Below are 21,321 nucleotides of genomic sequence, written 5' to 3' on the forward strand. Positions count from 1 at the left end.
TATGATGGACAAAGAAGTATTGAGACAGCGGGTAATAGATACCCTGCAAACCATTTACGATCCGGAGATCCCGGTGAGTATTTATGAACTGGGGTTGATTTTTGAAGTAAACATATTCCCGCCACTGAATAATGTGGAGATCATTATGACACTGACTGCGCCGAATTGTCCGGCAGCACAATCACTGCCATCAGAAGTGGAAAGCAAACTGAAAGCTTTGGGTGGTGTAAATGAGGTATCCGTAGAAATAGTTTGGGAACCAAGCTGGAACAGAGATATGATGAGCGAAGCTGCCAGGCTGGAACTGGGCATGATGTAATGGTTTAAAAACAAAGAGATGAAGATTACCGCACAGGAAGAATATGGATTGAGAATACTGCTGCGCATTGCCCGGTTTGGTAATGAAGGAGGTGTCAGCATTCCGATGATCAGTGAGACAGAAGGTTTATCTGCTGCATATGCCGGAAAATTAACCCGCACATTACGCATGGCTGGTTATATCAACAGTACTCCGGGCTACAAAGGCGGCTATGTATTGTCGAAACCCGCTTCGGAGATCAACATCAACCAGGTGATGAAGGCTTTGGGCGGATCTTTATACAGCAAGGAATTCTGTGAGGATTACTCCGGGATTAGCAGACTGTGCACCAACAGCATAGACTGTTCTGTACGCTCGCTATGGCAGATGATCCAGTTTTCCGTGGATCAGCTATTGGATAAGATCAGTCTGCAGGACCTGATCGGCAATGAAAAAGAATCTAACCTCAATATCCAAAATACCTTAGCTTTGCTGTATGGCAAATGATAATCCTTACGTTTTATTCAATGCGCAAATCCACAAAGACTGGAAGGATAACGGCGTAAAATATATTAAACTCGTAGAACTAGAATCAGATCTGGACATCAAGTTCTTTGAACTGGTACCGGATTCCGAAATCCCCGATGCAGGTGAAACCATCTACCACATAGACTCTGAAGACATTACTGAGCTTCTGGAGCCTATGAAACATGCGCGGTTCTTGGTTCATGAAATCTATCTGGAAGAAGATTAACTTATGCGCCTTGTTTTCTTACGTATTTGGTTAAGATCACAATGGTTTGTCCTTCAATCTTTCCTTCAATCTGATCGGTATTGTTATGTACCAGGCGGATATTCTTCACCACAGTTCCCATTTTGGCATTCAGCTGGGACCCTTTTACATCCAGCGATTTGATCAAGACTACAGTATCTCCAGCCTGCAAAGGTGCTCCGTTACAATCTTTATGAATATCTTCCACAGTGTCACTGTTCTCATCTGCACCTGCTTGTGCCCATGCAAGGGTTTCCTCGTCAAGGTACATGGAATCTAAGCTATCTACAGCCCAGCTTTCACTTTTCAGACGGTTCAACAAACGCCAGGTTACAACCTGTACTCCTGGAACAGCACTCCAGATGCTGGTGCGTAGACAGCCCAGGTGTTTATTATCCAGCTCTTCCGTCTTTTCTACCTGCGCACGACATTTGTCACAAATCATGAAACAATTGTCGTCAGTATTACTAGTCTGAGGCTGCACTTCGTAAAGAGATATCGCTACCGACGCCTCACATAATTCACATTTATTTCCGCTTCTCTCTAGTAATTGCTGTTCTGACATGTTGGTGTTCTTAATTGATAATGGCGTCAAAGGTAGTTAATTTACTTACTATCTTTGATGGATCAAAAGAGCTTTGTTTCAAAATGAATATATACGATCTAATCATCAACGACAAGGAAGTTGTGACCTTGGCAGATGTTTTTCTGAGTAGCGACAACCAGAATGGCATCGAACAGCTTATTAAGGAACATAAATATGTGAATGAGCTCCATAAATATGGACTGCCCGTAAACAATAAGATCCTGTTGTATGGCAATTCCGGCTGTGGCAAAACTACTACTGCAAAGGCGATTGCAAATGCGCTCGACAAAAAGATCATCATCCTGAACCTAAGCAATGTAGTATGCTCCAGGATAGGAGAAACATCGCAGAATGTGAAGATGGTTTTTGATAAAGCGGGAAAAGAAAAAGCGATACTATTCTTAGACGAATTTGACCAGATCGGTAAAGAAAGGGACAATGAGGACGGTGATGTTGGAGAAATGAGGAGACTGGTCAATACCATTATTCAGCTCATTGATTATTACCCCAAAGACGCTTTGCTGATCTGCGCAACCAACCACCCGGATATTATCGACGTTGCCTTAACAAGGAGATTCCAGTTAAGGATTAGTTTTGAAATGCCGACTTCAGATGTATTAGATTCGTATTACGACAAATTACTGGCCCATTTTCCGGAGCATATGCAAAACATTGAACGTAAATACGACATTTCCTTTGCCGAAGCCAAAGACTATGCCTATACCATAGTGAAATCATTATTGATAGATGAGTTAGAAAAACAAGTTAGTCTAACTCCTAACTAAGCGTCTGGATGAGATGATAGTCTGTTTAAATATTCTGTAGGCATACATCCATAATATTGTTTGAACGCCGTTGAGAAATACGATGGAGAATTGAAACCGCACATATAGGCAATCTGGGCAACTGTGTAGCGTTTTGACTTCATCAGTTCCACTGCTTTATTAAACCTGATCCGCTTTAAGAAGTCGGTGGCTGACTCTCCGGTAATTGCTTTTAATTTCAGGTAAAGATTAGATCTGCTCATCCCTATTTCCCGGCTAAACTTATCTACCGAAAAATCAGAATCCGAAAGGTGCAGTTCAATAATCGAGATGGCTTCTTTCAAAAACTCCTCATCAAGTGCATTGAACGCAATATTTTCCGGGACAATCTCTTTATTGGCCTGGTAATAATCCTTTAACCGCTTACGGGAACGCAGCAGGTTGTTTACTTTTACAGCAAGCAGGTCTGTCGAAAAAGGCTTGGTAATGTAATCATCTGCTCCCATTTCCAGTCCCCTGATCTGCTGGTTTGTTTCTGTTTTGGCGGTTAGTAATATAAAAGGGATGTGCGAGGTATTTATATTTTGTTTTACACGCTTACAAAAATGGAGACCATCGAGCTCAGGCATCATAACGTCGCTGATGATAAGATCAAATGGCGTTACTTCCAACATTTCAAGTGCTATTTTACCATCCTGGGCCACATTGACCTGATAGGTTTTACTAAAATAATCTTGCAGATAGCTTAGGATTTCAGCATTATCATCAACAATGAGTAGTTTCAGGTTTTCAGTGTCGATGGCCATGGGCGCTTCCGTTTCTAAGTCCGAATGGCCGACAGGCAACACTTCGTCTTGATCTGGCGTAATAGAAAGCTCGTAAACCTTACGATCAGCGTGCTGGTCGTTGGTATAATATGAATCTGCAAGGGGCAACTCAACGGTAAAGATACTTCCATTTTGAGGTTCACTTTCCACAGTGATATGACCATGATGCAGCACTACCAGACTTTTTGTAAAAGCCAGTCCAACACCCGATCCCAAGTTCATTTCCTTACCGCTCACCTGGTAAAAACGGTCGAATACTTTAGGCAAGTCAGCTTCGCTGATCCCTATTCCGGTATCGGCAATCTTAATGACCACATGATCGTTTTTCACAAAAAGCTCAACGCTGATGTGCTGTCCATTCCCGGTATACTTAAATGCGTTAGATAAAAGATTGAACAATATCTTTTCCATAGCATCACTATCGAAATTGAACGAAAGTTTTGCTTCGGTAGAGTGGTAAGTATATTTAATGTTGTTTTTCTCCGCAAGAGGCCTGAATGACGCATATACTTCATGTACAAAACTGATCAGATCAGCTTTACTAACCTTAAGCTGGCGCGTACCCATTTCTGTTTTTCTAAACTCAAAGAGCTGATCAACCAGGTTATATAACCTCTTTGCATTACTGAGCATCAACTCATGTTTTTTACGGATAGTTTTATCTAAGTCTGCATTTTTAATCAGCTCTTCTAAAGGTGCCAGAATTAGTGTTAGCGGCGTTCTGAGTTCATGAGATACGTTGGTGAAGAAATCTGTCTTTACCTGATTTATATAACTTACCTTTTCTTTGTCTACACGTTCCAGTTTTAGCTGATGTAGTGTTCTTATTCTTTCCTTTATAATTTTATAGGCAAAATAACCTGCAATGGCCAAACTTATGATAACCAGTAAGTAAAACCAAAGCGTATTATACCAGGGAGGAAGGATCGAAATATTCAATTGTCTTTCGGCGCTGACCTCGCCATTGGGTCCCTCCGCTTTCACCATCAATACATATTTTCCCGAAGGCAGATTACTATAGCTTATTTTAAGCTCCTCGGTACGTTGCCATTCTTTGTCGAACCCTACCAGTTTATAGTAATAGCGCGTACGATTTGCGGCAATGTGGTTAAAGGAGTTGATGAAAATACTAAACTGTTTATAGTCGGACGCAAACCTAAGCGTATTGACCTGATCAATGTGATTGTCCAAAACATCCGTTCCATCTCCTGCGGTTACTTTTTTATTAAACACTTCCAGACCGGTGAAACTGAGTTTCAATGGCAATGATTGTTGTTTAATGGCTTCGGGATAGAAATAGGAAATCCCTTTTATTCCGCCAAAAAGCATCATCCCATCTCTGGCTTTACAAAAAGAATACTCATTGAACTGGTTGTTTTGCAGTCCGTCAGTTTCGTAAAAAGACTGACTGTACCTGGTATCCGGATTGAACTTCATCAGTCCACTGTTGGTAGAAACCCAAAGGTTGCCTTCATCATCCGGCAAAATCCCGTAGATGGTTCCTTTTATAAAATCCTTTCTGTTTTTAAAGGTCACAAAAGAACGCTTTGTTTCATCATACAGTCCTAATCCCCCCCTTGTACCAATCCAAATCCTTTGCTTGTTGTCTTCAGCTATACAATTTACAACATCTTCTTTCAGCGCATTGTCTGCGATGTTTCCAAATAGCAGATTATCGGGATAAAACTGTGACACTCCGTTTGTTGTACCAATCCAAATCCTATGCCGGCTGTCTTCGAAAAGATAGGTAATGTCATCGGAGGTAAGACGTTTTCCAGCCTTATCCAGGTGAATATGGACAAACTTCTGGGTTTCCGGAATGAACTGGTCTAAACCTGATCTTGTACCCACCCAGATTCTTCCCCGCGCGTCCTTTAGTATACTGTACACCAGATCTCCGGCAATACTATTGGGATTATTGGGGTCGTGTCTGAAGCGCTTTACCCCACCTGTTTTGGGATTGAGTATGTTTAAACCCCCGTTATGCGTTCCGATCAGCAAATTGTCTTCATTATCAAAGGCTATTGCCTTAATGTTATTAGAGCTTAGACTATTAGGATTATTTTCTTTGAATGAATAATAGCTGATGGTATTGGTCGTCCTGTTCCAATAATTTAATCCCTTATCATTCGTTCCTATCCAAAAGTTACCTGGTTTATCTTGCCTGATCACGCTGATTACCTCATCGCTGAGTGACAGTTTCCCGGAATTCTGACCAAGGGAGTTAAATTTTATATCGTTTTTATGGTAATAACTCAGGCCGCCATAAAAAGTACCGAGCCACATTCCATTTTGTCTATCGCGATAGATATACCGTACTGAGTTTTGCGCGATGGTATAGGGATGGGAAATCTGGTGGTAATAGTTTTCAAAAGTTGAGTTTTCCGTATTGAGTATAGACAAGCCATTGAATGTACCCAGCCAGATATTGCCATCCACATCTTTAGTGATTGACCTGATGTTATTATCAGAAACACTGTTATTTACTGTAGCATGAGTGAACGAGCTAAGCTGCCCCGTTTTCTGATCGCGTCGAAGCAAGCCATTTCCTTCTGTTGCAATCCATAAATAGTGCTGATCTATATAAACACTGCTTACGAAAGGCTTCGCTATACCGATATCTATTTTGGAAAGGGTATTGTTTTTACCCTGCAACATAAACAGTCCCACATCTGTACCCAACAGTATGTTGTTTTTCCATGCACCTGCATAGGAGATCTTTTTGATGCCATTGTCCAGCGTATTAAAATTAATGGAAATGAATTGCTTTCCGCCTGCCGGCAACTTAAACACATCACCGGAAATAGATACCGCCCAGATGTTATGCTGCGCGTCCTCCGTAATGGAAGAGATGTACCATTCTCCTATGCTTTTTGGGAGCTTATAATTTACAAAATCATCACGTTTATAATCATACCTGCTAACTCCCTGGTTTCCTCCGACCCATAATGTACCCTTCACATCAAGGAACAAGCTGCGTATGTAATAAGACTGCAAACTGTTGGCGTCGTCTTTAACGGGAGAATAAACCTTAAAATCCCTGCCACTATAACGGTTGAGACCATCCTGAGTACCGATCCATATAAAACCTAAAGTGTCCTGAATGATGGTAAAACCAGTGCTTTGGGAAAGCCCTTCTTCGACTGAAATGTTCCTGAAGTTTTTGTTCTGCGCGCACAGTTTACCGGATAATAAGATCCCCCAGCTCAGTAGAGCTATAAACATTAGTTTATGACTAATATTTGGAGAAATTTTCATTGACCTCAGTTAATTAAATTCGTGACGACTAGCTATTTACAAATCTCTCATTTTTTATGATATAATGATGCATGATCTCATTTCCTATAAGCCGCTAATAAAACCGTCACCATTCGCCTTGCACCAATTCTTCAGATAACGGCGTATATCTGTTAGTTTCTTCTTGTATTGCGTGTTCACAGCAAGGTTGATTGTTTCACCGGGATCGGTATTCAAATTGAACAGCTGTTCCCGCACGATACCCTTGCTGTAAACTATGTACTTGAAATCTTTGGTGATCACTGCCCTGCCGCTAATGCCCAGTAGCTGATCATTATCTGCAAAATCGGTTTCAACCACCAGGGTGTCACGCAGGTTTTTAGAGGGGTTTACGATCTTCATCCCAATATCCACGCCCTTTAGTGCAGCTGGCTTTTTTATTCCTGCAAATCCACAAATGGTAGGTAAGATGTCCGTCCCGTTACATACCAGCATATCATCGACACGCGGCTGCCACTGCCCTATTCTCGAAATGATAAAAGGGACTTTAACAGATTCCTCGTAAAGAACTTGCTTCTGGTTCCAACTGTGGGCGGCGTAACCATCTCCATGATCGGCAGTAAAAATAATAATGGTGTTCTTTTCCACACCATATTTTTTTAGTGATGCAAGTACCATTTCTATATAATTATCTACTTTCTCTACCAAACGGTTATATGCCCAGCGGTACTGACGCCATTGATTTTCAGTCCAGTCTACGGTCGGATAGGTACGAAAGCTCACTTTCTGCTGTTCCCTTATTATTTCCGGTTCGTGCGCTGGTTTCCGCCAGTTGGCAGGCAGGGCAGGACATTCATGCGGAGGTGGCGCGTCTTCCAATACGTCCATCTTAAGGGATTCTCCCCTGGCCCATTCGCAAATATCATGTGGATTTAAAAATGAGGCTACCAGCAAAAAAGGATTGTCTTTATTCTCCTTAATGAACCGTGCACAATAAGCAGGTGTACCCGCATCATTGTAATCTAAAAAATTAGTGTTTTGAATAAATCCGAAGCCATGCTGATTCACCTTAGTAGTGGGTACGGGCAAATGCCATTTGCCTACATAACCGGTCTTATAACCTCCATCCTGAAAGATCTTACCCATCATCAGCAGGCTGTCCGGCCATTGCCCGTCTTTTTCCGGGGCATTCCCTGTGAAACCTGTTTCGTAAGGCATCTTACCGCTAAAAATTGCGGTCCGCGATGGCGTACAAAGCGGCTGGGCACAATAAGCCTTACTGAAGCGCACGCCATTAGCAGCCAGTTTATCCATAGCCGGCGTATGCAAGTCCTTATTCCCCGCATTACTCATTGCATCAGCAGTTTGCTGATCTGTCATGATAATGAGAATATTCGGCCTGTTCTGCTCTTGCCCTCGGACATTCATAGCCAAGCTGAACAAGAAAAAGCAAAGGGATATTTTTACTGTGGAAACCTTCATTAGCTGCTTATTTGTTTCACTCCTGCAATGGTACTATTAATTGGCGCCATAGCCTGGGTTTTGCCTGGTTATACTTTTATTTACATCGAGTTCATTTTGTGGCAAAGGATAAAGTTCATGCCTGCCAGGTATAAAATTAGCAAATGCCACATAAAAATAAGTACTTCTTATAGCCTTCAGGTTGTCGTTGGTGTCTTTGATTACTGTGGACAGTTTGTTCCACCTGATCAGATCCGCGCGGCGCATACCTTCGAAAGCAAGCTCGAAAGCCCGTTCATTAAAGACCGCTGTAAAAAAGGCGTCTTTATTGAGTGCTGGTGTAAGATCTGGATTTATAATAGCCGCAGTTGCCGTGGCGCCAGTACCGCCACCGCCTGTAATGGTTACTGTAGGTGCAGTAGTATAGTTCGCTCCGAAATTGGTCATTACGATGGAAGTTACCCTATTGGAAGAGATGGTTGCTGTCGCCGTCGCTCCTGTACCTCCGCCACCTGTAATGGTAACTGTAGGCACGGTAGTGTATCCACTGCCCGCAGCGCCGAGTGTTATCGTTACTCTATTGCTATAAAGATCCTTACCAAATGCCCTTCTTCTAACGGCATTTATGGCTTCATAAGCCAATAGGTTTGGTCCGTTATTCAACTCATTTTCTACTTCCGCCCTCATGAGTAATACATCTGAATAACGCAAAACCACGTAATTGATGTTTGTATATTGCCGTTCTGTTGTAGTGGTGTTCACTTGATATTCCCGGCTCCACTTCGCGGCAGTCCAGTTCTGGTCCTGATTTCCGGTTAGTGGTGTTCTTACCCCTGCGGCATTTAAGTTATAGGTGGCTATAGAAAAATCCCTTCTGATATCGCCGGTTTGAAAACTATTGTAAAATGTTCTTGTAGCCAGACACCTTGCAGCAACGCTTCCGTAAACGCCATTTGCCGTCTGCACACCATTCCATATGCCAATAAAAGAGGCATTTCCCTTACTTCCTGCCGGATTGAAAAAAGCAACCTCAAACAAATTCTCTGTCGGCTCAAATTTATGCTGGCATTGGTTTTTAAATACCTGGGTATAATCGGTATTTAATTTATATAGATCCCTTCCGATCACATCATTGATCTGCTTTTGCGCTAAAATATAATAATCTTTGTAGTTGTCCGGGCGTTTCATTGTCCCGTCAGCCCTTAAAGAATAACCTCCTGCAAACAATGCAACCCTCGCAAGCATGGCTTTAGCCGCCCATTTGTTAATACGTTCATTGGTAGGTAACGTCTCTGGCAATAATTCAGCGGCTTCGGTCATATCCTTGATTACTTGCGCATAAATTTCATACCTGTCGCTAAGACCAATCTTAAGGTTATCTCCGGTCTGAGAACTTTTTGTTTTAAAAGGAACATCACCCCATAGTCGCACCAGCTCAGCATAATAAAACCCCCTCAAGAATTTGGCTTCGCCTAACATTCTATTTAAATCGGCCTTCTCAGCCGTGGTACCATTATTAAATTGACTCATCTGAGGTATTTTTTCTATCACCACATTGGCCCTGTCAATACCCCTGTATAAGGCGCTCCAAACAACATAAAATATACTGGTAGTTGTCCCTCCTTTATAATGCGGAATCATTCTCCATTCGTCGGAAGTATCTCCCGAGACTTGTCCTATATCGGTGTCATTGTCAAAAACCTGCGGGATATACCATCCGTAGGTATCTAATGACGACATGACCTCGTAGACACCTAAGGTAGCCATGTATGCTTCATTGGTATCATTAAAAAAATTAGCAGATGTAAATGTGGAATATGGTTCGGCATCTAACACCTTTTTACAGGAACTAATAAACATGAGCCCGGTTATCAGACTGACAGCCATAAATCCTTTTAGGTAAAATATCTTGTTTTTCATTTTTCAATCAATTTTGGTTAAAGCGATAAGTTAATTCCTGCCACGAAAGACCTGGCCCGTGGGTATGCGCTATAATCAACGCCAGGCGTTAATGCTGTACGGATTACACTGACCTCCGGATCATAACCGGAATAGTTGGTAAATGTGTACAGGTTATTTGCAGTCAGATATACACGAAGTTTATTGATCTTCAATGAGCTCAACAACTTACTATCAAATGTATAACCCAGACTCAGGTTGCTCAGTCTTAAGAAAGAACCATTTTCAATGACATCACTGTGTAACCTGCCGCTGCTGTTGCCAGTATACGAAGGATTAGTTTTACCCTGATTTAACGCAGTTAATTCTGCAGGATCAGTGACACGGGTACCAGCGGAATTGATGGTTGTCCACCTGTCTGCAAACTGAGCCAGGGTATTTTGATATTCAAAATCCAGCCTGGAATTATTCAGCACATTGGCATTATAAATATCATTACCTACGCTGAAATTGAGGAAGACGCTCAGATCAAACCCTTTATAGCTAAAGGTATTATTTATTCCACCTGTAAATTTAGGATTGGCGTTGCCGATGGTGGTTCTGTCGTATTGATCGACCACGCCATCAGGACTACCATTAGGCCCACTAATGTCTTTAAATTTAATAAAGCCCGGTTGTGCAGCAGCTTCGGTATCCCGTACCACACCCGATTTTAGGGTATACACACTGGTCGTCGAATTATAGTCGAAATCGCTCACCTGGTACAAGCCGTCCCGGATGTATCCATACATGATACCAACAGGACGACCCACCGTTAAGATAAAATCATTTTTATCAGTGTAACTGGTGGTTAGCATAGAAGTTTCTCCGTCACTCAAACTCAAAACTTTTGTCCTGCTAAAAGCAACATTGAAATTGGTACTCCAGTTAAAGTTCTGGCTCTTAATATTGTTTGTGTTCAAAGAAAGCTCCACACCTCTGCTCGAAGTAGTACCTATGTTTTGGATCTGAGTAACGAATCCTGAGCTTGCGGGGATACGGGACTGGAACAGCAGATCTTTTGAACGGTTATCGTACCATTCTGCGGTCAAAGTAACACGTTGTTTAAACAATCCGAGATCCAAGCCTACATTTAAAGATCTTACAGACTCCCATTTCAGATACGGGTTAGGCAGATTCTGCTGAAAAGCTGCAGTAACCACCTGATTGCCCAGGGGATATACACCATTGGTAAAGATACCCAAAGCGGCATAGTTGGCGATGCGGTTATTACCGGCCTCACCATAACTGAGTCTGAATTTTAAATCTGAAAATACACTGACGCTCTTCATGAAATCTTCCTCAATCGCCCGCCATGCAAAGGCTGCTGAAGGGAATAAACCCCAGCGATTTTCTTTTCCAAATTTCGACGAACCATCTAAACGTAAGCTCGTTGTGAGCAAATACTTGCCCTTATAACCATAATTTGCCCTACCGAAGAAAGAAAGCAATTTATCATCTTCTGCAAGAGATGTAGGAATGGCAGCGATTGTTCCCAGAGATAAATTATCCCAGCCCTGGTTTACTACCGGAAATCCTTTTATATCTCCAGTGGAAAATGACTCAGAATAATTTTCAATATATTCCTGACCAACAGCCAGATCTAGTTTATGTACTTTATTAAAAGTGTTGTTATAGCTCAGTGTATTACTGTAGTTAAACCTATTGTTATTTAGCGTCGTAATCCCCCCAAAAGCACCACCAGAACGGAGGGCAAGAATAGAGGTAGCTTCATTAAAGAATTTCACTTTTCTATTGTCCTGAGTATAATTCACTAAGCCCCTGTAGACTATTTTATCCGTCAGATTGTACTGCGCAGTAGCATTGGCATTTAAAGTATTGATCAGCGTATTTCTTGGCTGAGCAGTAAGCGTAACTATAGGGCTTTGAAATAAAGCAGCACCCGAACTTCCGCTTGGATCAAGTGGATCAAGCGTAAAATCAATCAGATCTTCATCAGTACCATTAATACCTATCAGTGGTCTATATTGAATCAGAGACTGGATTATGCTCGTACGCACACCACCTTCCTGCACACCCAAACCTGTGATTTTCTGGTTGGAATAATTTACAATACCGCCGATAGAAAACTTCTTATTGACGTTGTGGTTAACTGTAAGCTTCGCAATATTTTTATCTGAAGAAGTGCTCATCAGTGAGCCTTCATCTTTATTCAGGGAATAAAATAAGTTGAATTTCGTTTCCCGGTTTCCGCCGTTAAAGCTGATCTTATGATACTGATTTAATGCAGTCCCACCCATTACCTCATCTTGCCAGTTGATACCTGGCCTGCCGAGATAGTTCGATTCCAATTGTTCGAAAGTTCCGTAATTGGATGTAAACTTGCCCATGCGTACCAGATCTCCCAGCGAACGCTCATACAATAGCTTGGTATAATCATAAGGATTCATGACTGATAACTGGTTCGTTATGGTCTTTGCTCCCACATAACCGTCATAATTGATCGTAACCTTACCTTCTTTTATCTGCTTAGTGGTTACGAGGATTACACCATTGGCACCTCTGGCTCCGTAAATCGCTGTTGCGGATGCATCTTTTAAAACGTCAACAGACTCTATATCCATAGGATCTAAAAAACTCAGCCCGTCAGTTTGGGGCACACCGTCAACTACATAAAGGGGTTCATTGCTTTGAGTGATAGAAGTACCGCCCCTGATTACGATACTCGGTGCAGCACCCGGAGTACCGTCTGGCATGGCTACCTGCATCCCGGCAATCCTTCCTTGTAATGCCTGCGCCACATTCTGAACAGGCATTTTTGCGATCTCTTCGCCTTTAATTGAGGAGATAGCACCGGTTAAGTCCTTTCGCTGTATCTTTTGTCCATAACCTGTTACGACCACTTCATTTAGATTATTCTGATCGTCGAGTAGTTTAACGTCAATGGTAGTCCTGTTATTTACAGACTCTTCTACCTTTTTTGTACCCAGATAAGTGAAAACCAATACCGCATTTGCTTTTACTTTGATCTGATACTGACCCTCCGCTCCGGCAATAACAGCATTGCTGGTCCCTTTTTCACTAATGGTAGCACCAACCTGGGGTTGGTTGTTTCCATCCCTTACCACTCCCTTTACAACAACTTCCTGTGCATAGGAAGATGCCCAAAACACAGTGAATAGCAGTAACAATACAATTCGTTTCATATTTAACTTTAGTTTTCCGGTTTGGGGTCCTTTATTATAAGAATAGATGATATATCAAAAATAGTGATCACCGATTAATTAAATTGTGTAATAATCCAGATTCCCTTGCCTTTGGTTAATATTGGTTAGCTTGATAGAACGAATTTATATATACCCCTCCTGATTAAGTTTCAGTTTTAGACAATTTCCTATCAATTTTGGTTAATAACGCTCAGCCTGGTAAATAAACCGACGGCGGCATTTAAATGCTTATTGTCCAATCTAAGCTGGCTCGTCTATTTATTCTGATTCATCAAAATCGAAATATATAAAGCATTTATTGAAAGTGCTTTTTGATAAGCAACACTACCTTCACTACACAAAACACCAGAAAATATAAACCTAAAAATTCATGAAAAAGAAGTTTAGCACCTTTATAATCGCCATCGTGCTTAGTTCGGGCAGTTATGCAATGCAGAGACAGATAGAACCGGCAGAGAATTGGTTAAAAAATACTACGGATGTCATTAATCTCCAACTAACTAAAGCAGCGGAAACTTATCACCCCGGCAAAAATCCGCGTTCCGTAAATCCGGACGGTACTGTTAGGGTGGTCGGTCTTAAGGACTGGACTACTGGTTTTTTCCCAGGTAGCCTTTGGTATGGTTATGAACTGACGGGAAATAAAACCCTTGCCGATCAGGCAAAAAAATTCACCCTTGCGCTGGATTCTATACGCTATATAAAAGATACCCATGACCTGGGTTTTATGTTATACTGTTCTTATGGCAATGCCTATCGGATTACCGGTGATAAAAGCTATTTACCGGCGTTAAGCGAAGGGGCAAAAAATCTGGCTGCCCGGTTCGATCCTAAAGTTGGCGCAATCCGCTCCTGGGATTTTGGCAAATGGCAATACCCGGTAATCATCGACAACATGATGAATTTAGAATATTTATACTGGGCGGGAAAACAGTTCAATGAGCAAAATTACATTAAGGCTGCCAGTAGCCACGCCATCACTACGCTAAAAAACCACTTCAGAAAGGACTTCAGCTCTTTTCATGTGATAGACTACAATCCGGAAAATGGCAGTGTGGTGCGTAAAGCAACTCATCAGGGTCTTACTGATGAATCAGCCTGGGCACGTGGACAAGCCTGGGGACTGTATGGCTACACAATGTGTTATGCCAACACTAAAGACGCGAGGTTTCTGACGCAGGCACAAAACATTGCTAAATTTATTATGAACCACCCTAAAACGCCTAAAGATAAAATTCCGGTTTGGGATTACGACGTGCACAATGCGCTGGATACTGAGGAGCGCGCTCCGAGGGATGCTTCTGCAGCGGCTGTCATCGCTTCTGCTTTGCTTGAATTGAGCACACAGGTGAATGACGGTAAAAAATATGTCGATTATGCAGAAGATATTTTGAAATCACTATCCTCCGACGCTTATTTAGCGAAACCTGGTGAAAACGGATTATTCATCCTGAAACACAGCACCGGTGCTATGCTATACAATTCGGAAATAGATACAGCCATTGATTATGCCGATTATTATTACCTTGAAGCATTAAAGCGGTATAAAATGATTAAAAAGATTTAACCCGACCAACAACAGCAACAAATGAAAAAACTTAAGAACTTCATTGGCACATTAGCCTTAAGCTTATGTTTACTGGTCTCGAAAGCACAGGAACAACCTGTTACCAAAAGCAGTTTCGAGTACATCAATCTCGATGCCCAGGGCCTGGAAAAAGTAAAAAATTTAGTTGCACAGGAAAAATACAATGATGGTGCAAAAGAATTGCTCAGCTACTTCCGCAACCGGACGAATGTTGAACATCTGGACTATAATACAAACGAGAAACAAGAGTTTGCCGGGAAAAAAGTCACCGGTAATACATTAGAACTGGCCAACGATATTTTATTGCACAAGTTCAAGCCACATAAAGCCTATCCGGCTTACGACTATGGCAAAGACATCAACTGGCAATTCAGACCTGTGAAAGACCAGTTGCTCACTACCTTTTTACACCGCACTGCTTTTTGGGAGCCACTAGGCATTGTGTACCGTAGTACGGGCGACGAGAAATATGCTAAAGAATGGGTGTTTCAGGTACGCGACTGGATCAGGAAGAACAAGCAGGGAGCTTATTCGGATGATAAAGAATACGCGTGGAAAGCGTTTGTTGTTTCTTTCAGACTCAATCACTGGTCGGGTTACTTCAACCTCTTCCTTCATTCGCCAAATTTCACACCTGCTTTTCTGATGGAATTTCTAAATTCCTACAATGCCCAGGCTGATTATGTAACGGCCAATTATACCGATATAGGCAATCACAGATTGTATGAGGCATTGCATCTGATGTATGCAGGCAGTACATTTCCTGAAATGAAACATGCCGACAGCTGGCGTAAAAGCGGGATTGACGTTTTGAATGGAGAGATTAAAAAACAAGTGCTGCCTGATGGTGTACAGTTTGAACTTTCCCCCTCCTATCATATAGGGAGTATCAAAATATTTTTGGATGCGCTGCAAATTGCCCAATTGAACGGAGCAGAAAAAGAATTTCCCGAGAGCTACCGCAGCCTGGTCGAAAAAATGATAATGGCAGTAGGAAAATATTCTTTCCCGGATTATACCTTCCCGCTATACGGCAATTCGTTTTTGACCAGCAAAGATGCCATGCTTAAAAGCTATAAAACATGGGCTAAAGTCTTCCCTGACAACAAGGTGATTGAATATTATGCTACAGAAGGAACATCAGGCAAACAGCCCGACTACCTTTCCAGCGCACTGCCAAATGCAGGATTTTATTCTTTTAGAAATGGATGGAACAAGAATGCAACGGTGATGCAGGTAAAGGCAGGACCGCCCGCCGAGTTCCATTCGCACCCAGATAATGGAAATTTTGTAATCTGGGTAAAGGGAAGGGATTTTACTCCAGATGCCGGCAGCTTTGTATATGCAAATGTTGGCAACCAGGAAAACACAAAAAGAGATTGGTACAGGTCAACCAAAGCGCACCAAACCCTAACCCTGGACAATCAGAACATGATCATTACCAAGGCCTCTGTCCAGAAATGGGAAACAAGTAAAAATTTAGATATTTTAAGCTACATCAACCCTAGCTACACCAACCTGAACCATCAGCGCACGTTTTTATTCATAGATCAAACCTATTTTCTGATCGTAGACAGGGCCATAGGTAGTGCCAAGGGAAATTTAGGAATACACTATGTCCTGAAAGAAGATAGCAAGCCCTTTTTTGACAGCAGCAAAAACAAGATAAACACCAATTATGCCGATGGTAACAACCTGCTGATACAATTACTGAACAAGGACAAAGTAAATTTAAAAGAAGAAGAAAGTTTCGTGTCTTACCAATACCAAAAAGAGAGCCCAAGACCAGCCTTCGCATTTGAAAAACCAAAAGCGAACAACAATACCGAAAGCTTTATTTCTCTGCTCTATCCTTATCAGGGAAATTCAGCTCCTGATGTCAAAGTCACTGAAAACGCGGGCCACGATCCTTCAACCGGTAAAATCGATATCACGATCGCCATCAACGGCAAAACCAATTCCATCAAACTAGATTTAAATCCATAAAGCCCAACCAGCTATGCAACTAAAAACAATTATAAGTATTTGCAGTCTGCTTTTTTGTACAGCGATCAGTGTAGCGCAAGATGCGCCCGTTCAAAAAGAAAGCTTTGAGGCCATCAACCTTAACTATCCCGGCCTCGAAAAAACAAATCAGCTCTTTACAGCAGGCAAATACAACGATGCTGCAAAAGCCCTGCTGGAATACTACAGAAAGAAAAGCAATACCAAAGAACCAGATTTCAGCAATGCAGAGAAGCCGGCCGACATACACCAGCCTATCGATAAGCTGACGCAGGAAATGGCAGATAAGAGTTTGCTTCATCAGTTTCAGCCTCACAAAGGATATGGCTATTTTGACTATGGCAAGGATATCAACTGGCAGCTGTGGCCTGTAAAAGACAATGAAGTACGCTGGCAATTGCACCGTGTAAAATGGTGGCAGGCAATGGCTTTAGTCTATCACGCCACAGGGGATGAAAAATACGCCAGAGAATGGATACATCAGTACAGCGACTGGACCAGAAAAAACCCCTTGGGTCTATCGGCAGACAATGATAAGTTTGTATGGCGTCCTCTGGAGGTTTCAGACAGGATACAAAGTCTGCCCCCAACCTTTAGCCTCTTTGTAAACTCACCTAATTTCAGTCCGGCATTTTTAATGGAATTTTTAAAAAGCTATCACCAACAGGCAGATTATTTACCAGAAAACTATGCTAAACTGGGCAACCATCGTTTATTTGAAGCTCAACGCGCCTTATTTGCCGGTGTATCTTTTCCTGAGTTTAAGAATGCCGCCAGGTGGAGAGAAAGTGGAATAACGGTTTTAAACACCGAAATTAAAAAACAAGTATATGCTGATGGGGTACAGTTTGAACTTTCTCCCACTTACCATGTAGCCGCCATCGATATATTCTTAAAAGCCTATCGATCTGCGCAACGCGTCAACCTGGAAAAAGAATTCCCTGCATCTTATATACAAACAGTAGAAAATATGATTATGGCCTTGGTTAGTATTACTTTACCAGACTATAACACGCCTATGTTTGGCGATTCCTGGCTTACCGATAAAAAATCGCGGATGAGCCAATTTGCCAGCTGGAGTAATGTTTTCCCAAAAAATGAAGTGATCAGGTATTTCGCTACAGACGGTAAAGAAGGTCAGGCACCAGGCTTTTTATCTAAAGCATTAAGCACTGCGGGTTTCTATACCTTTAGGAATGGATGGGATAAAAATGCAACCGTTATGGTATTAAAGGCCAGCCCTCCGGGAGAATTTCATGCCCAACCGGATAACGGAACCTTTGAACTGTTTATAAAAGGCAGAAACTTTACACCTGATGCCGGTTGCTACGTATACAGTGGAGATGAAGCCATCATGAAAATGCGCAACTGGTACCGCCAAACACGCGTACACAGCACCTTAACGCTAAATGATGAAAACATGATCATCACTAAAGCCAGCCTGAAAAAATGGGAAACCAATCCTAAATTGGATGTGTTGACCTACACAAACCCAAGCTATACCAATCTGGATCACCAGCGCACGGTATTCTTTGTAGACCAGAAATTCTTCGTCCTGGTTGATAAAGTTGAAGGTAAAGCAGTTGGCAATTTAGGCATCCATTTTCAGTTGAAAGAAGACAGCAAGGCTGTTTTTGATGCACAGGGCAACAAGGTTTACACCAACTATGCTGATGGCAACAATTTGCTGATCCAGAGTTTATACAACAATGGAATTACACTTCATGAGGAAGAAGGAAAGGTTTCCTACGTTTACCAGAAAGAACTTTCCAGACCGGCTTTCAAGTTCGAAAAGCAAAAAAAAGACGACAAGCCCCATTACTTTATCACTGTGCTTTATCCATATGATGGGAAGCAGGCTCCAAAAATCAGCATCAAAAATATCGATGATGCCAACCTGAATAAAAAGATCGCTTTAACCCTAACTATCGATGGAAAAGAAAAGTTTGTTGAACAGAATTTATAAGATCATAATGTATCTTTAGAAAAACATTAAGTCCAGCTATTTCCTATCATGAACAAAATCTTATGGATCATTTTCCTGACGGCCTCATTTTCGGGGGATTTAAAAGCACAACAGACAGAAAAAAACAAAGTATCGGCAACATTTAGAAACCCGCTTCGTAAGGGAGCTGATCCATACATCATTAAAAATAACGGCAAATACTATACGATCTTCAACGAGAAAGGAGGATTTGCAGTCACAGAATCCAGGTACCTGACCAAATTCGAAAAGAAGGAAGTCGTATGGACTCCGCCTCAGGACAAGTGGAACAGCTATAATCTTTGGGCGCCAGAGATCCATTATCTGGACGGCAAGTGGTACATTTACTACGCAGGATCTGTTCACAAAGGTGCACCTTATTATGCGCAAAGGACGGGCGTGCTGGAAAGCGACAGCCCATTTGGTCCTTATTCGGATAAAGGAAAAGTTTACACCGGTGATGATCCTCAGCAAAAGAAAGACAATTGCTGGGCCATCGACATGACCGTACTGGAACTAAAGGGTAAAAAATATGCGGTTTGGTCTGGCTGGGAAACACTTCATGATCATCACGACGTAGACCAGTTTTTATATATCGCAGAGATGAAAAACCCCTGGACACTCGGAAAACGCATCTTATTATCGAAGCCAGAACGCGATTGGGAAAAGGGCGACCACATTGTGTTACAGGAAGGCCCGCAAATCCTGAAACACCAGGATGATGTCTTCATCATTTACTCTACACGTGGCTCTTGGAGTGAGCATTATAAATTGGGGCAGCTTCGCTTAGAAAATGGCAAAGATCCACTCAACCCGCTTTCCTGGGTCAAATCAGCTAAACCTGTATTTCAGGGCAGCCCTACCGTTCACGGCCTCGGGCATGCCAGCATGACTACCTCGCCCGATGACCGTGAATACTGGATCTATTACCACTCTAAAGCTGCGCTCGACGGCGGCTGGGACAATAGGGAAGTATATCTGCAGCAATTTACTTTTGGTAAAGATGGCAATCCGATATTCGGCATACCTAAAGGTCGCGGCGAAATGAACCGGCCCTCAGGAGAAGTAAAGCTTGAGCCGGCTCTTTAGAGGGGTCAGGCAACTGGTATCGCCTGCCCCACGTATACAGATGTACTCACTCCGTCTCCCGCAGCATTTACATACTGCATCCAGATATGAACTTCATTTCCCATGTGTTTCTTTGGCATTTTCAGGTTCACCTCCTGAGCCTCACGAACAGCGACATCTTTAAACGTCACAAACGTGTTTTTCGACGTATTGTACACAATGAAAGTAGCTTGATCATCAGGTTTAGAAAAAGCAGTTTCAGGCCCATTCTCCCATTTGACATTCAATATCCCATCCACCAGGCAGATCAATTCCCTGATCAGAGAGACCAGGAGTTCGCCCCGGCTGAACACGGCCTTGCTAAAATCAATCGTATAATCAGGCCCTTCACCAATTAAGGCCTCTCTTAAATGATAAGACACACATCCATTCATTGGTGTTTTACTACCAGTAAAAAACTGAAATCCAATCCAGATAATTTCTCTTAAGGGCTTTAACCAACCATTGACCAATGCAAATTTCAACCGCTGAAGGATCTGTTTTTCCGTAGGGTTGTCCGTGTATTCCGCCAGACTACGAAAATAATCAATCCCCCGCCAGCTTGCCGCTACTACATTTCCAATTTTGCCGCTTACCGGCCCGTTTATTCCATTTTTATACCTTGCCATAATTTATTTTATAACCAATCTGCCATTTTAGCAATCGTCCTTTTATGTCTCAATTTTCTATACACTCCATCACCTTCCCGCCCACCTTCAGAACTTGTATTGCCCTCCACAGTTTCACACCATTCTCCTTTCACCCTAATCAATATCCCACAGTGCGCTATCCTTTTCAAATCCGAAAAATAGATTCCAAACACCAATCCTCTTTTGTAATCCCGCCATTTTTTGTCATTGCGAGGAGCATTTCGCGACGTGGCAATCTCTATCACCCTGCCCTTCGGAAACAACGCAGGCGACCATGCCGTCCTAGGCATACCATACCCAGCTTTAAAAAACACCCACGATACAAAAGCACTACACCACGCGGCTCCCTTCTTAAACCCTACACAAGCCAGATATTCCTCGACCCGTTTTCCATCGTTTCGTCCGGTAGCCTCTCTTACACCAACCTCCGCCTGTGCGATCCGCACCACATCGTAGTGACTACCTCCTACAACACTGCCGCCAGACATCCCACACATGCCAACAAAAGCAGCGCAAACGATCCCCAGAATATAATTACCTGTTCCCATACCGTTAAAGTTTTAAAACCCTCTACTAAACTATCAATGCTCACCAATCCCATCCTCAGCCAAAACCGACCAAGTAACCACCATATTAATTCCAACACAATCAAGAAACTGATGATTGCGATCACAATCATGATCGGCACACTCTGATTAATCCCGGTACTAATCTCCGGACTACTAAAAAACCGGGTGATCAACTCCCATCCCAGCACCAACAACATCACGAGCCTATGCTCCTTTTTTACCTCATTCAAGAGATTGAGGATATGTAATCCCCTATTCATTATAAATGTCTTCATATTCTTTGTTTTTTAAATGTTACCCTTCCTCCTTAGGTCGGATCCGGTTTTAGCGGATTAGTTCGCTTGGAGA

Annotated in this window: 16 protein-coding genes; 8 read left to right on the forward strand and 8 right to left on the reverse strand. The window is 42.3% G+C overall.

Annotated features, from left to right (window positions below; genetic code table 11):
* Window position 1: 1 nt before the first annotated feature.
* Genes R2Q78_RS05260 through R2Q78_RS05270 form a run of 3 tightly spaced genes read left to right on the forward strand, consistent with a single transcriptional unit; the run spans window position 2 to window position 1,052 of the window.
* Window positions 2-319, forward strand: a complete 318-nt coding sequence (locus R2Q78_RS05260; protein ID WP_316789561.1) for an iron-sulfur cluster assembly protein — start codon at window positions 2-4, stop codon at window positions 317-319.
* 18 nt (window positions 320-337) lie between these two features.
* Window positions 338-805 (forward strand): Rrf2 family transcriptional regulator, encoded by a 468-nt coding sequence (locus R2Q78_RS05265; protein WP_316789563.1) that lies wholly within the window; start codon window positions 338-340, stop codon window positions 803-805.
* Complete coding sequence (locus tag R2Q78_RS05270) at window positions 795-1,052, forward strand: hypothetical protein (RefSeq protein WP_316789566.1); 258 nt, start codon at window positions 795-797, stop codon at window positions 1,050-1,052. The genes R2Q78_RS05265 and R2Q78_RS05270 overlap by 11 nt, the downstream gene beginning before the upstream one ends.
* A 1-nt stretch (window position 1,053) precedes the next feature.
* On the opposite strand, the gene R2Q78_RS05275 is transcribed toward R2Q78_RS05270, so the two are convergent.
* The gene (locus R2Q78_RS05275; RefSeq protein ID WP_316789567.1) at window positions 1,054-1,635 is read right to left on the reverse strand and encodes a PhnA domain-containing protein; all 582 of its coding nucleotides are present in this window, start codon (window positions 1,633-1,635) and stop codon (window positions 1,054-1,056) included.
* A gap of 83 nt (window positions 1,636-1,718) precedes the next feature.
* Here R2Q78_RS05275 and R2Q78_RS05280 point away from each other — a divergent pair, with 83 nt between their 5' ends.
* Window positions 1,719-2,441: an ATP-binding protein gene (locus tag R2Q78_RS05280; RefSeq protein WP_316789569.1), complete on the forward strand. Its 723-nt coding sequence runs from the start codon at window positions 1,719-1,721 to the stop codon at window positions 2,439-2,441.
* Here R2Q78_RS05280 and R2Q78_RS05285 read toward each other — a convergent pair.
* The 4 genes from R2Q78_RS05285 to R2Q78_RS05300 form a co-directional block, all read right to left on the reverse strand.
* A complete protein-coding gene (locus R2Q78_RS05285) occupies window positions 2,438-6,472 on the reverse strand; it encodes a two-component regulator propeller domain-containing protein (RefSeq protein WP_316789571.1) in 4,035 nt (1,344 codons plus the stop codon). The two genes, R2Q78_RS05280 and R2Q78_RS05285, sit on opposite strands and share 4 nt — an antisense overlap.
* A 117-nt stretch (window positions 6,473-6,589) precedes the next feature.
* Window positions 6,590-7,966, reverse strand: a complete 1,377-nt coding sequence (locus R2Q78_RS05290) for a sulfatase (RefSeq protein WP_316789572.1) — start codon at window positions 7,964-7,966, stop codon at window positions 6,590-6,592.
* Between the two features lie 36 nt (window positions 7,967-8,002).
* A complete protein-coding gene (locus R2Q78_RS05295; protein WP_316789575.1) occupies window positions 8,003-9,865 on the reverse strand; it encodes a RagB/SusD family nutrient uptake outer membrane protein in 1,863 nt (620 codons plus the stop codon).
* A gap of 17 nt (window positions 9,866-9,882) precedes the next feature.
* A complete protein-coding gene (locus R2Q78_RS05300; protein ID WP_316789577.1) occupies window positions 9,883-13,050 on the reverse strand; it encodes a TonB-dependent receptor in 3,168 nt (1,055 codons plus the stop codon).
* Window positions 13,051-13,441: 391 nt separating this feature from the next.
* On the opposite strand from R2Q78_RS05300, the gene R2Q78_RS05305 reads away from it, so the two are divergent.
* Genes R2Q78_RS05305 through R2Q78_RS05320 form a run of 4 tightly spaced genes read left to right on the forward strand, consistent with a single transcriptional unit; the run spans window position 13,442 to window position 19,736 of the window.
* Window positions 13,442-14,638 (forward strand): glycoside hydrolase family 88 protein, encoded by a 1,197-nt coding sequence (locus R2Q78_RS05305; RefSeq protein ID WP_316789578.1) that lies wholly within the window; start codon window positions 13,442-13,444, stop codon window positions 14,636-14,638.
* A 21-nt stretch (window positions 14,639-14,659) separates the two neighbouring features.
* Window positions 14,660-16,645: a heparin-sulfate lyase HepC gene (gene hepC / locus R2Q78_RS05310; protein ID WP_316789580.1), complete on the forward strand. Its 1,986-nt coding sequence runs from the start codon at window positions 14,660-14,662 to the stop codon at window positions 16,643-16,645.
* Between the two features lie 13 nt (window positions 16,646-16,658).
* The gene (gene hepC / locus R2Q78_RS05315) at window positions 16,659-18,629 is read left to right on the forward strand and encodes a heparin-sulfate lyase HepC (RefSeq protein WP_316789581.1); all 1,971 of its coding nucleotides are present in this window, start codon (window positions 16,659-16,661) and stop codon (window positions 18,627-18,629) included.
* Between the two features lie 48 nt (window positions 18,630-18,677).
* Entirely contained in the window at window positions 18,678-19,736 is a 1,059-nt protein-coding gene (locus R2Q78_RS05320; RefSeq protein WP_316789582.1) for a glycoside hydrolase family 43 protein, read from the forward strand.
* 5 nt (window positions 19,737-19,741) lie between these two features.
* Here R2Q78_RS05320 and R2Q78_RS05325 read toward each other — a convergent pair whose 3' ends face one another.
* The 3 genes from R2Q78_RS05325 to R2Q78_RS05335 are packed head-to-tail and all read right to left on the reverse strand — an operon-like array spanning window position 19,742 to window position 21,248.
* The gene (locus tag R2Q78_RS05325; protein WP_316789584.1) at window positions 19,742-20,383 is read right to left on the reverse strand and encodes a DUF6266 family protein; all 642 of its coding nucleotides are present in this window, start codon (window positions 20,381-20,383) and stop codon (window positions 19,742-19,744) included.
* An 8-nt stretch (window positions 20,384-20,391) separates the two neighbouring features.
* Window positions 20,392-20,952 carry a peptidoglycan-binding protein gene (locus R2Q78_RS05330; protein WP_316789586.1) on the reverse strand — a complete coding sequence of 187 codons (561 nt, stop codon included), beginning with the start codon at window positions 20,950-20,952 and terminating at the stop codon, window positions 20,392-20,394.
* A complete protein-coding gene (locus R2Q78_RS05335; RefSeq protein WP_316789589.1) occupies window positions 20,871-21,248 on the reverse strand; it encodes a hypothetical protein in 378 nt (125 codons plus the stop codon). The genes R2Q78_RS05330 and R2Q78_RS05335 overlap by 82 nt, the downstream gene beginning before the upstream one ends.
* Between the last annotated feature and the right edge of the window lie 73 nt (window positions 21,249-21,321).

This window comes from Pedobacter frigoris (assembly GCF_032678645.1).
Taxonomy (GTDB): domain Bacteria; phylum Bacteroidota; class Bacteroidia; order Sphingobacteriales; family Sphingobacteriaceae; genus Pedobacter; species Pedobacter frigoris_A.